Here is a 12,881-nt window from a genome sequence, read left to right as displayed (position 1 = left end):
AGGAAAGAAAGGAGCAATAAAGCAACAGGGAGCTTCCCTTCTTTCCCCTTGGAAGGCAGATGCTTGCCCGAAGCCGATGCCCCAAAAGCTTGTCCTAAGGGAACTTGCTTTCCGGAAGCTTCTACGCCGGAACTTTTCGCATCAAAAGCTTGCTCTCCGGAAGCTTTTACGCCTGCAGTCGGCGCCGTAGAAACTTCCAACCCGGCCACCGGTGTATTTCTGTTTTGTCCCTCATGCTCTGCCATGCTTTCCCTCCCTTTCTCTGCGAATATATTGCCGTTTATTTTGTAATCTTTTCTCCGATCCGGAGAAGCTTTTAATATCAGAGGTTGGGAAATACCTCCTGGGTAATATCCCTATAGGCTCTTTCCTCCGGAACTTCCTTTAAAACAAGGCTGTTGTAGAAGTTCGCTTCCGACGGAAGTGCCCTAAAGTCCTTGATGAAATGAATCTTCGTACCCTGTCCGGACATTTCCGGATCAAAGACCTGGAAGAAAGTATCTCCGTAGAACTTACTCATCTTGTAGTTATTTTCCAGGATATACACCTGCTTGCCTAAAACATAGTCTCGCCCGTACTTTCCTATGGTCTGCTCTGCCAGGGAGTTCATCCGGTCCTGATCCTCCCAGAAGTAAATTCTGGGGAAAGACTCACGATATTTCATTTCCGCAGGGAATCGCAGGCAAACGAAGAGCAGGGCAAAAAATGTGGGAATCGGCATGCCGGTATTTCCCAAAAGATAGGCGAAATACAAAAGAGATGCCGCAAAGCTTACATAAACCCAACGCATTTCCACGCGAATGGTAATGGAGGAGCAACCGATGCAAAGGGCAATAAAGCATAAGAACAAAAGATTTTTTCCAAAAAACTCTTTTTTCAGCTTGCCCTTACGAATGGCAAAAACCAGAGCCAAAAGAATGCTAAAGGCTAAAACTGCAATGGAAGCATAAATGACATAGCGATGCTTTCTGCCTACTTCCTCCCAGGGAATTCCTGCAAGGTAATCCGGCCCTGCCTGAATACCGAAAATATAAAATACCTGAGAAAAGGCATGGGACAGAGCTTTTGTTAGAGAAAAGCCGTCCTGAACCTCCGTTCCTCCCGTTCCCTTCGGCACAAAGGAACCGATGGCCAGGCTGCGAATGCTGAAGAACAAAAAGGCCTGTACAAAAGGCAGGAAGAAGGGAAGAAGCTTCGGTTTTTTCACAGATTCCCTATCCGACTTATCCTGTTGCCCTATACTTGCACTTGCACTTGCACTTGCACTTGCATTTGTATATGCACTTGTACTTGCGCCGGTATTTACACTTGTACTTTCACTTTCGCCCTGCTCCACTACAATATACTGCTTTCCCGCGGTAGCAATCTCTGACAAAGCGGACTCCGAAGCTTTTGCATAATCTGCAGCTTTCGCACCATCTAAAGCTTTCGCATTTTCCGATTCTCCGGCTTCTCTTAGTCCTCTATTCTGCGCCACGACACCGGTATTTTCCCCCGCCTTCTTTCCTCTGAAAATCAGCGGAATGTAAAACAAGGGCAGTAGAGCCACATATCGCTCATGGGTGAAAATTAAGAGGAAGAAAAACAGATGAGAAAAGAGCAACATTTTCCCAAAAGCCCTCTCCTCGCAGTCGATTTGCCGGTAAAGGAAATACAGCGTTAAAAGGGCAAAGCCCAAAGCCAGGGTTTCCAAAATGCCGATGGCCTGCCCGATCTGGTAGTAGGCAAAGTGGGCGGACAAAAAGAGAAGCCCAAGGGACAGGGACAGGATGCGCTTCTTCGTCATTTTCAAAGAAAAGAAAAAGAGAAAAAAGGCCAGCAGGCTGTTCAGAAAAATGTTGAAATGCAAGTAACGGTTGGGATCTGCCCCAACCAAAGCCATTTCGGTATAGGAAATCGCCCAATACACCGGGCGGAAACGTACCGCCTGCCCAATGGGAAAGCTGAATTCAAAGAAATTTTGCTCCCGGAAAAAGGAAAACAAATACAGGTCGTCCATGTAAAGGGCCTTGATGTGAATCTGCCGGTTAATCCAATAGGCAGCGCCTAATAGCAGGAGAAAGGCCAGCAAATAGCCTCCCAGCGGTATTCCTTTTATAAAAGCTTTATTTCCTTCTTGTTTCATTTACTCCTTACCTTTCTATTAGCGGATTTCGTAATACAATCCGCCTGTTCTTTATTCCCTAGAGATATAGCGAAGCCGCCACTTTCATCCTACTGTCAACTACCGCTTTCATGCCTTCGGAAACCCTATCGCAAATACTCCGACAGCAACTGCACAATCTTATCTTTTTCTGCTATTTCTTCCTTAGTCAAAGCGGGATAGGGCTCTTTGTTCCAAGGATATTCTAAACGCTCTTTCCGAATCTGTAAAAGTAAAAGCTGTTCCGCCCTTTCGCCATTGGATTTTGAAAATGCCTTTACTCTATCAAAAGGCAGGATTTCATTCTTCTCCACCAGCATGGGGCTTTGGAAAATGCCCTCCTCCGCCATTTGCAAAAGCATCTCCCTAGCCCGCTCTTCCCTCTCATCATGCAGGAAGCTTTGCTCCAAATACACATAGTCGGTGCCGGACCATTTTAGGAACCAGGCAAAGTAGAGGGGGGAATCGTAAAGTCCCGGACTTCCTCCGGAGCCCTCCACGTCCGTAATACTTTGCACATTGCAGGGGATTCGATAGCATTCCGGTGTCTCTGCAAATGCCAAAACATGGTGTCTTGGATTTTTTGCCATTTCCGAAAAGGCAGGAAGACTTCCCTTTTCTCCTTGATTTTCCAGCTCCACCAAGGCATGGTCATAATAGCCCTTGTTGGCCAAGTCAATGGGGGTGAAGCCCACTGCCCCCGCCCAGCTGGTGGTAATGGTAGTAAGAAATACGGCAAGATAGAAGGGGGAGAAGGCAAAGGCTTTTAAAAGAAAAGCCGAAAGCTTGGAGCCCTTTGCATTTTCTTTCTGAACATCTTTCTGGAGCGTGATTTCCTCTTGATTGATTACTTCCTGATGGATTTCCTCCTTATGGATTCGCTCTTGATATATTTCCTCCTGATTGATTTTCTCCTGATCGCTTTCTTCTTGAGAACTTATTTCCGAAGCACTTCCCATGCTAAAACATAGCAGTAACGCCAGACTTTCCCATAAAATATAGTAATTTCCGTCAATCTGCCAAAGCATCATAAAGCTCAGCAGAGAAAATGCCATTATCACAAGGAAAGACAGGGCAAGGGGAAGGTAGTCCCAAAGGGAAGTGTCCCCGCTCCCCCTACAAAGAGAGGCTTCTCTTCCCGATAAACTTTTTCTTCTAAGTAAACTATTTTTTCCCGGTAAATGATTTCCTCCCGCTAAACTATTTCTTCCCGGTAAGCATTTTCTTCCTAAGGAAAAGCACTGCCATATCCCGAAGAATAAAATCAGCGGAAAAAGCACGCCGCTCCAGGCAATGGCCACATGCTCCATATCCTCTCCCACCGGATAAAAAAGGAAAGAAACGAGTCTACGGAAAAAGGAGAATGTACTTTCCGAAAGGGAAAGCTCTCCGCTGTAATCCACATGGGCATCCAGATTAAAGGGCCAATTCACATGAAAACCGATTGCCTTGAAAATGCCGGTAAATGTGGTGGAAAAGGGAAGCCCCGTAATCAAGAAAGTCCGAAGGGTAATCAGTCCTGTATAGACTACAGAAAACAGGACAAAGGGAAGCTCCGAAGTCCACTTCTCTCCCTTGGCCTGAATCGTATTAGGATTTGTGTTGCTATTTATGCCGGCATTCCCATTGATGTTGATATTTTCTTTCGTATTCACCTTTGTATTCCTCTTCCCGAAACACTCCAAAAGCATGGTGAAGAGAAAAACGATTCCCAGAAGGGTAGAAAAAACCACCGCTGTAGGTTTAAAGCTGTAGCTGAAAAAGAGCAGGAAGCAACTTTGCAGTCTCTTTCCCTTTAGGAAGAAATACAAAGCGGAGAGCTGCAGCAAAAGGGTGAATAAATCCGTTTTCATAGTAAGGGACATATTTCCCACAGAAGACAGTAGGAAAAAACAAAGTATGCCGATATAAAGCTTCTTTCTGTTTTTCTGAAAATGAAAGAGAAGCAAGCCAAAAACCAGAGCCAAGGCTAGATAGGTCCAAAGACTTAAGGACAAAAGAAAGCCATAGCCCGGAAGGTAATTTAAGGGATAGGTCAAAAGCTCCAGTCCTTTGGGATAGCTGTAAACGCTGTTGATTTGTCCGTGGGCAGAGAAAAAGCCCTCCAGAAACAGGACATACGCGCTTCTAAGCCCGTAACGAAGGGAGTCATAATCCAATGCCACATTGCTGCGGTTCATTTGCAGGATAAAAAAGGGAAGGGCAAAGACCAAGGGACACAGCGCCCCCTCCTGAAAGTCCTTTTCTAAAAAGGAAAAGAATTGTTTTATGTCTGCAAATATTTGCAGAGGCCTTCCCGTAGTACAAAAGCGAAAGAAAAGGGCAAGGACAAAAAACCATAAGCCGGAAATAAGCATTGGCAAAAGCATACGATGAAGGTAGGCAAAAACCAGCGTTGGCAAAATAAAGAGAAGAAAGAGAAAGCTAAGAAAAACTCTATTTAATGCTTTTCCTGAAGCTTCCCTTCTCGAAAAATCCCCTTTCCCCGGGGCATCCTGCATTTTCCTTTTGAGAATAAAGCCCATAAGACAGAGAAAGAGATAGGCAAAAAGCCAAAGCATTTCCCGGAAAGCAACTTGTGTTTTCTCTTCGAAAAAACGCTCCAGATTTCCCGAATCACGAAAAAACAGCAGAAAAAAATAAAGGGAAAGAAGACCGATTCCTATACCGGCGATTGTTTTTACAATGCTTCCTCTTCTTCCCTCTGTCATTTTATTTGCCCTTTCTATTTCTGCACTGATGATAACTTTTCCTTGCATTTTATTGTATTGTAGCGTTTTTTTCAAGACAGCGCTAAGGAAGAAAAATGCTCCAAAAATGTCTTCGAGGATAGCGAAAGCATAAGGACAAAGAAAGCCAAAAATATTAATCCATCTAGAAAAGGAGCATATTTTATGCCTTTTTATATCAAAAAATAAATGCAAACCTTGAAACTATGTTATTATTGTAACAATTGTTCTATATGGAAAAAAGAAAGGAGATTTTATGGGTGCAAATTGGGTTGTTTGTCTTGAGGTGGTGATTTACCTTCTGGCCATGCTGTTTATCGGCTGGTACTCCTCCACAAAAATCACAAGTAACACGGACTTTATGGTCGCAGGGCGTAGGTTGGGTCCGCTGCTGATGGCAGGAACTCTTGCCGCAACGGAAATCGGAGGGGGTAGCTCTCTGGGCGTTGTGCAAAACGGAATGTCCGGCTATGGCTTAAGTGCCGCCTGGTACATTATCACCATGGGAATTGCCTTTGTCATTCTCTCTTTCATGGCTCCCAAGTTCCGTGCCGCCACGGTAAAAACCGTACCGGAGTACTTCCGGAGACGTTACGGAAAATCCTCCGGATTGGTGACGGCAATCATTATGCTGCTCCCTCTAATCGGTCTTACTGCAGGACAGTTTATCGCTTCCTCCGTTATTCTTTCCACTATGCTGGGACTAAGCTATAAGCTTTCCGTAATCATTGTTGCGGTGGTGGTAACGGTTTATTCCATTATGGGCGGTCTTTGGAGCGTAACCCTGACCGACTTCGTACAGGTTTTCCTGATTATCATCGGTATGATGGCGGCAGTGCCCTTCGCCCTCTCCCATGCCGGCGGCGTGGAGGCCGTGATTCAAAATGTTCCTAAGGAAAGCTTGAATCTTTTTGCGGGCTATGACTTCTTCGGGATTCTGTCTCTCGTCATTATGTACGTAGGAACCTTCTCTGTAGGACAGATAGCGTTTTGTCAAGTACCTTTTTTTATTTATTGACGCTTTTATTTTAAAAAAATGAATTAAAAAAACAGCAAACCTTTATGATTTACTGCTTCTAAAATTGTTCTATTCAATTAGACAAACTGGGATTTATTAATAAATCTTTGTCTAAAATACTTTTCGAATTTAATAATCTATAATTTATATGGATTAAAATCACTAATCTCATATTCATTTGGATTAATTGCACGTTCAAGACTTTCTACAATTAAGATAGCCATATTGCGAAAAAAATTCAAATGTTTATCAGTAATAGAAATAACAGTGTTCTCAAAAGGTGATTTGAAAAATATCTCTTCTGATGATTCTATAAACATAGCATTACTAATACTCTCCAATTCCTTACTATTTTTACTTATTACTTCTTCCATTTTAGCCTTCATTCTTTCTGTGGTTTGTCCTCCTGCATGAGCTAAGGTATGTCGAAATAACGTATAATATCTCCATGCAGATATTATTTCGTTTTGAGATGTAATAATTGAAGAAGAACCGTTTTTTAATTCCTTAATAAAGTTATCTTTTAAATTGCTTTTTCCTAATTCATTAAAGAGAATATATAAGAGTTTATCTTCTTTTATTTCTCTACTATTATTCCCTTTAGAAACTAAATATTCTTTAACAGCTTGTTCGCATATAGCATATACCATTAAGAATTCAAATGCTTTTATGTGCCAATCCAACGGATCTAGATTCTCTAACTTTAAGCAATTAAATAATTCTATAGATATGCCTCTATTCTCTTTCCTTTTCCTCATTAGTCCTTCATTCATTATTCCTGCTCCAAGACTAAAAGCCACCGCCACATCTATATCTTCATGTGCGTTATTAAGTGTATTTAGTAATTCGTCCTTCTCCTCTTCTGCAAGATGTTCTTTCAGCAATCTTAAAAAAACATCATTGACTTGAATGAAACAAAACTGATTATAAAATTTAGCATAAAAACTCTCACTTGCATCCGTAGGAACTAATGGACTAAATGTTGCTTCTAACATTCAAGGTTATCTCCTTCTTTTTAAACGTTAGTTATCTAATTGTTTTACTTATGCTGTCCTGTAACATAAAGATTCTTAAATTCTAATTTGTTTCACTTAATATCTTAAATATTATATCATATTTTTACTAAGTTTTACAGCCCTAACTCTTGCTTCTTTACCTTTGTTAATCCTCTCTTTTCTTGCAGTAATTTATCTATACAGCGTCTAACACTTTCAGCCTGTTCCACTTCTTTTCGTATATCTGTGATTTGAGAATATAGAGTATCTTTTTCTTTCCTCAAAGTGCCTATTTCTGATTTCCATTTGGATATATTTATGGTTTTGCTTTCTCCTAAATGCTCTTTAAATATTTCTTAGAACTTTCAAATAAAATAATCTCTGTCGTATGCTCGTTATAAAAATAATCCTGTTTACTTTTCTTTAGTTTAGTATAGGCTTTGTAGGTATCTTTATGCTTCAAATATTTATCTGCTTGGTCGATAAGCTGTACTTTACCATCTATTTTCATTTCAGTATCTTTAATGGCTCTTGTGGTCTTGTAATTCTTATCTCTTAATGCCGATATACTTTCCTTTAGTTCAGATAAGGAAGCAATGTTTTTCTCTTTAAGGAATTGATAGCTTTCAACATACTTTTCTAAATCTGTGTTATTACTATCTGCTTTTTTATGGATAAGATTTTCAAAAACGGATATTAGATTTTCTTTTGGCGGGAGGATGGACTTTGTATTTTGAGTTTCTGCTTTTTCTTCTTTTCCAATTCCCCTTATCCAATTTATCAAGGCTTTTATTCTTCTTGAGATTTCTTTTAGTATCTTGTTTTGATGTTTTATTTCTCGGTTGATATTTCCTCTGTCGGTGGTTATGCCTTTCTTCTCCATTTGACTTGCTGATACTCCTAAATGAATAGTCGGTACTTGTTCTATACCTTGTCTTTGATAAGAATGATGGTCAACTTTTTCCTGTATACTGTTTTCTTCAAGATATTTATTTGTAATATCTGCCCATGCTTTTCGCCACTCTTCTGCTTTGTCTTGCTCGTTCCAATCTACTGTTTCTATTTTTCTTGTTTTGTAATTGCCATTTTTGAGTTTTACTTTTTCACCATTCTCATCAAGGATATATTCCTTTTTTGATTTTGCTCCCCATGTTGTATCTTCATTGAACGGTCGCATAGTGAGTAAGATATGAGCGTGTTGATTTCCGTCATTTTTGTCGTGTAAGGCAATATCGGCACACATACCGACATTTACAAAGTTTTCTTTTACATACTCCCTTACCAGTTCAATCTGTTTTTCTCGGTTTAATTCTTTGGGTAAGGCGATTTCTATTTCTCTTGCAAGTTGTGAGTTTTTACTTTTTTCGATTTTCTCCACGCTATTCCATAAGACAGAACGATTTACAAATTCCTGTGGTGCATTTTGTGATAATAGGATTTCGGTATGAGCAATTCCTCCTTTTCTCGTAAAGTCATGGATTATACCATCATATTCGTTTTTTATCTTTTCGCCACTTCGATAGGCGGAAGCTGCAACTGCACTCTTGCCTTTGCCTCTTGAGATAATTTTGATACTAAGATGATATATTGCCATAAGAGAAAACCTCCTTTCGTTTTTCTGATACTTTGATGTGGCGATGGATAAGACTTCCTAAAAAAATCGGATAGCTCTTTATCCGATTTCTTTTGGGAAGTACACAAGGGGTAGGAAATGTATTTCCGTAGGGGAGTGTAGCTCCCCTGTATCAGCGAACGCTGATATGCTCTCTGCAAGAGCCTTCGTAGAACGCACACACCCTTTAGGGTGTATAAGTGCGCCCTTGTAAACAAGGGACTATTCCTCTGTGTCGGTTTCTTCCTCTTGGTTTTCTGTATTTGGGTTTTCTCTTTCTTCTCGCCTCTCTATGATTTTCTTGATTTTTTGATTGATTGCTTCTTTGATATTCGGGAATGTAATTAGTTGATAAAATTCGTCTTTGGTGAAGTCTTTGCTTGTGGAAAAGATACTTTCAAAGACTGCTCCTTTTTCATAAATACGTCTATCTCTCTTTTTTCGTTCTTCCTGTTTCTGTTGACTGATGAGCTTTTTTCTTTTGTTTTGTAACTGCTTGATTTCTTCTTCTGTCATTAAAATTTTTTCGTCTATATTTTTCATTTTCTGTTTTCCTTTCTTTCTAATTTTGAGCAATAAAAAACAGTAAACCGATTTGATTTACTGTTTTGTGAACTGCTATGTTACAGCTTGTATTTAGTTGTTTAAGTTAGATAAAAACTGGGAGTTGTCAGCTAATAAGTTTACTTGCCAACTTGTACACTTGATTTATTTCTTTGCTTTCCAACTTCCAGTTATTAAGTTCAACTTTAATTAACTCTGGAAATTTTTTGCTAATATCCCTTAAAGCATTTCCTACTGATTTCCTAACATATTCACTCGCATCTTCTTTTAAGTTGGCAATTCGTCTAATAGCTTCATTCGGATTATCTTTGAAATATGGTCTACTCGTCCATATTCTCAACCCCTCTGTAACTGCTCTCCTCGTATTCGAATTATTATTTTCTAACCATTCATCAATGATTGGAAGTGCTTTTTCATACCCTGTCTTTTTACAAAATTCATCAAATGCCTTTGCTAATACTTCTTGAACTCTCCAATTATCATCTTTAGAAACTTCATCTCTCATAAATGCCAGAATATCATTTTGTTCTGACAAGTATCCAAAAAGAAATACGCCGTACATTCTTACTTGATATGTGTGAGATTTATAAGCTAAAAATGCCAACTTCTTGATATATTCTTTATCATTAGATTTATAATCGTTTAAGGCTCTTTTTTCTTCCTCTTTGAAACCATTTTCAATGACTTTTTTCCACTGTCAGATTTCCTACTTGACCTCAGGAATTCATCAGGACATACAGAAAAATAATAGAAAAGATAGATACAAAAATTATCTTTTTCCTTTATTCTTTCCGTTCCGCTTGCACTATCTTTAACAGCTTATCTTGAAAGGTATCCTTGCTCTCTTTATTAAAATATATCTCGCTTACAAAGGTCTTTCCTCTAATCTTTTTTATTAAAATGCCATCAGGTTTTCGGGATATGGCTCGTTCATCTTTAGTCTGTGCTTCTTGTTTTTCTGTCATTCAATTCCTCCTTTTTACTTGCACAAAAAAGATTTCCTGTAATTAGGAAACCTCTTTTCATTTTGATTGATATTTAATTTTAGGTTGTTGTTTGTAGCTTCTTTCTTGCCCTGTATTCTCGTGCTTTTATCCGTTCATACTCTCTGAATTTTTCAATATTTTTAGCTCGGTATTCTTTGGAATATGCTCTATGATATACTCATGATTTTTCTTTGCTTCTTCGATTTCTTTCCTCATCTGTATCATTTCCTGTTCTGTCGGCTCAATTTCTTTTGTGAGTTCATTTTCAAATTTTCCGATATAGTTAAAATACACTTCTATTCGCTGAACGGCATATTTTGCTCTTTTAACATCTCGTTCATGCACTACAATTTTACTGATAAATTCATTGATGGCGGTAGGGGTAAGTTCTTCAAAGTCTGAATAGCTTTCAGCAAGCCTTATAAAGTTCTTGGCTCTTTGGTTGGCATTTTCAAACTCGGATAAGCATTCCTCGATTTGCTCCTGTTCTGATTTTAAGCTGTAATATTCTTCTGCATATTTTCCCGATAGCTTTTCATAGCGTTTCGGTTCGATATTTCCCAGTGCATTATCCTCATACAGCTTATTCATAACTCTTTCTATCTGTTCCATTCTGCCTGTGATTTGTGGGATACGCTTTTTCTGTTTTTTGATTTCTTCTGTCTGTTCTTTAACAAGACTGCTTTTTACCAATACCTCAAATTCTTCTTTATTTGCTAATGAATACTGTGCTATCTTTCTCAAGACCTCTGTGAGATTTTCCATCACATCATCGACATCAATACGGTGGGGAGAATAGCATTTCGGGTGTTTTGCTTTTCCTTTGGCATATTCACTGCAATAGGTTACATGCTGTACCTTATTGTTCTTGTGTATGGTGCGTATGTGCATTTTTGTACCACAATCTTTACAGTACATCAGTCCGGAAAGTGCGTGAATTTCTCCATCTCCGTTTGGTCTTTTGACAGGTGCGTTTTTTAATATCCGCTGTACATTTTCATAGGTGGCTCGGTCTATGATTGGTTCGTGTACATCAGGGATTATTTGCCACTTATCTTTATCGACATAGTGATTTCTTTTATCTTTATAATGCTTCTCGGTTTTGAAGTTAACTACATCGCCACAATACTCCTGCCTTTGCAATATGCGTGTTAGGGTTACTTTATTCCAGTTATAGCGGTTTTCTTCATTCAGCTTTCTGTTTTTCGCCGTTCCTCTGTCTTGCTGTTTCATATAAAAGGTTGGGGTTAGTATTTCTTTCTCTTTCAAGTAAACGGCTATCTGATTTCTGTTTTTCCCATCCATAAACAGTCTAAAAATGAGTTTTACGACTTCGGCAGCTTCTTTATCGACTATCCAATAATCTTTGTTATTTGGGTCTTTTATATAGCCGTATGGGGCTTCTGTTGCAACAGGCTTTCCGCTTGCTCCTTTGGTCTTAATGCCTGTTGTAACTTTCTTGCTGATGTCTCTTGCATACCACTCTGACATGATATTGATAAATGGGGCAAATTCCAATGTATTTTGGTCTTTACTGTCGATACCGTTGTTGATGGCAATAAAGCGTACATTATTTCTTCTAAATATCTCCATAGCGTTTCCTACTTGAAGATAATCTCGTCCCCATCTTGTCATATCTTTCATAATGACAATATCAATTTTTCCGCTTTCTACATCACTTATCATCTGTGTATAGGCGGAGCGGTCAAAGAACCTACCGCTTTCATCATCGTCGATATAGTAGCGAATATTCATAAGCTTATGCTGTCTTGCATATCGCTCTAAAAATGCCTTTTGATTTACAATACTGTTGCTTTCGCCACCGTCCCTGTCCTCATCACCAACTGAAAGGCGGGAGTATAGCGCAGTGATTTTGGTTGCATATTCCATCATGGCGTTATCCTCCTTTTCTGTGTCTATATATCACTCCTGTTCAGTTAATATTATGCAACCCAGGAAGCGGTTTCCCGTTTCTATGCCGCAAGAGATGAAAAGGCGGCAAAGCAGGGTGCTTGGCTTGCCGCACTGTTAAACTTTATTTATGCTTTTATCCCTACTGTTTTGGGACTGATTGTACTGGCACTGATTAATATGGGAAAATTCTCCGCCGACGAATTTGCTTCCGTTGGCGCACGGTATGCCTTGCCGATTCTGGCGATTCGTACCATGCCGGCCATCATTTGCGGCCTGCTCTTCTCCGGTGTTATTTCCGCCACCATGTCCAGCTCCGATTCAGACCTTTTGGGAGCAGGCTCTATCTTTGCCAATGACATTTTCAAAATCTTCCTGAAGCCAAATGCCAGCAGCAAGGAAGTTATGAACGTGACCAAGATCACCATGGTTTTGGTGGGTGTGGCTTCCATGTTTATCGCCCTTTTCAATACCCAGAGCATCGTTTCCATCCTGATGTTCTGCTTTACCCTCCGGGCTGCCGGTTCCTTCTTCCCCTATGTACTGGGACACTTCTGGAAAAAGGCCTCCACAGCAGGAACCATTGCTTCTTTGGTGCTGGGAACCATTACCGTAGTTTATCTGGAGCATGTGTCCAAGGGAATGCTCTTCGGCATCCACTTTAGTCAGGCCATTATTCCCGGACTGATTGCCGCATTCATCGGCTTTATGGTTTTCTCCATCCTCATGCCTCCCGCAAAGGAAGGAACAGAGCTGGCGGAGGAAGCAGACGACTAATCCGGCCACAGGCTTCCTATAGTGACAAAAGAGAGGGGAAGAACATTGAAGCACTTTCCGACAGATAGCTGTAAAATTGGGGCACGCTCTCGCTAGCTTCGCCTCGTAGCGGTACTAACTTCAAGCTTCGCTTCACTCGCTTTCAG

6 protein-coding genes and 5 pseudogenes are annotated in these 12,881 nt (G+C 40.1%); 2 read left to right on the top strand and 9 right to left on the bottom strand.

Features of this window, described 5'->3' with window-relative positions; all coding sequences use genetic code 11:
- From RYL27_RS08215 to RYL27_RS08205, 3 genes and pseudogenes are all read right to left on the bottom strand, one after another.
- A pseudogene (locus tag RYL27_RS08215) lies at positions 1–245 on the bottom strand (hypothetical protein); the annotation flags it as partial.
- A 77-nt stretch (positions 246–322) separates the two neighbouring features.
- Positions 323–2,125, bottom strand: coding sequence for a hypothetical protein (locus RYL27_RS08210; RefSeq protein WP_314966478.1), 1,803 nt, complete (start codon positions 2,123–2,125; stop codon positions 323–325).
- Between the two features lie 125 nt (positions 2,126–2,250).
- A complete protein-coding gene (locus RYL27_RS08205; RefSeq protein WP_314966476.1) occupies positions 2,251–4,854 on the bottom strand; it encodes a hypothetical protein in 2,604 nt (867 codons plus the stop codon).
- 274 nt (positions 4,855–5,128) lie between these two features.
- Here RYL27_RS08205 and RYL27_RS08200 point away from each other — a divergent pair.
- Positions 5,129–5,860, top strand: a pseudogene (locus tag RYL27_RS08200) (sodium:solute symporter family protein); the annotation flags it as partial.
- 167 nt (positions 5,861–6,027) lie between these two features.
- Here RYL27_RS08200 and RYL27_RS08195 read toward each other — a convergent pair.
- The 6 genes and pseudogenes from RYL27_RS08195 to RYL27_RS08170 form a co-directional block, all read right to left on the bottom strand.
- The gene (locus tag RYL27_RS08195; RefSeq protein ID WP_314966474.1) at positions 6,028–6,885 is read right to left on the bottom strand and encodes a hypothetical protein; all 858 of its coding nucleotides are present in this window, start codon (positions 6,883–6,885) and stop codon (positions 6,028–6,030) included.
- A gap of 134 nt (positions 6,886–7,019) precedes the next feature.
- Positions 7,020–8,479: pseudogene (gene mobQ, locus RYL27_RS08190) on the bottom strand (MobQ family relaxase).
- 240 nt (positions 8,480–8,719) lie between these two features.
- Entirely contained in the window at positions 8,720–9,040 is a 321-nt protein-coding gene (locus tag RYL27_RS08185) for a DUF3847 domain-containing protein (protein ID WP_314966472.1), read from the bottom strand.
- A 127-nt stretch (positions 9,041–9,167) separates the two neighbouring features.
- Entirely contained in the window at positions 9,168–9,743 is a 576-nt protein-coding gene (locus RYL27_RS08180; protein ID WP_314966480.1) for a DNA alkylation repair protein, read from the bottom strand.
- Between the two features lie 100 nt (positions 9,744–9,843).
- Positions 9,844–10,026, bottom strand: a complete 183-nt coding sequence (locus tag RYL27_RS08175; RefSeq protein WP_314966470.1) for a hypothetical protein — start codon at positions 10,024–10,026, stop codon at positions 9,844–9,846.
- Positions 10,027–10,105: 79 nt separating this feature from the next.
- A pseudogene (locus RYL27_RS08170) lies at positions 10,106–11,940 on the bottom strand (recombinase family protein).
- A 60-nt stretch (positions 11,941–12,000) separates the two neighbouring features.
- Here RYL27_RS08170 and RYL27_RS08165 point away from each other — a divergent pair.
- Positions 12,001–12,735 (top strand): annotated as a pseudogene (locus RYL27_RS08165) (sodium:solute symporter family protein); the annotation flags it as partial.
- Positions 12,736–12,881: the final 146 nt, after the last annotated feature.

This window comes from Oribacterium sinus, from assembly GCF_963537195.1.
GTDB classification, from domain to species: Bacteria; Bacillota; Clostridia; order Lachnospirales; family Lachnospiraceae; genus Oribacterium; species Oribacterium sinus_A.
The sequence above is the reverse complement of the archived record's forward strand: the minus strand, read 5'-3'. Positions and strand labels throughout refer to the sequence as shown.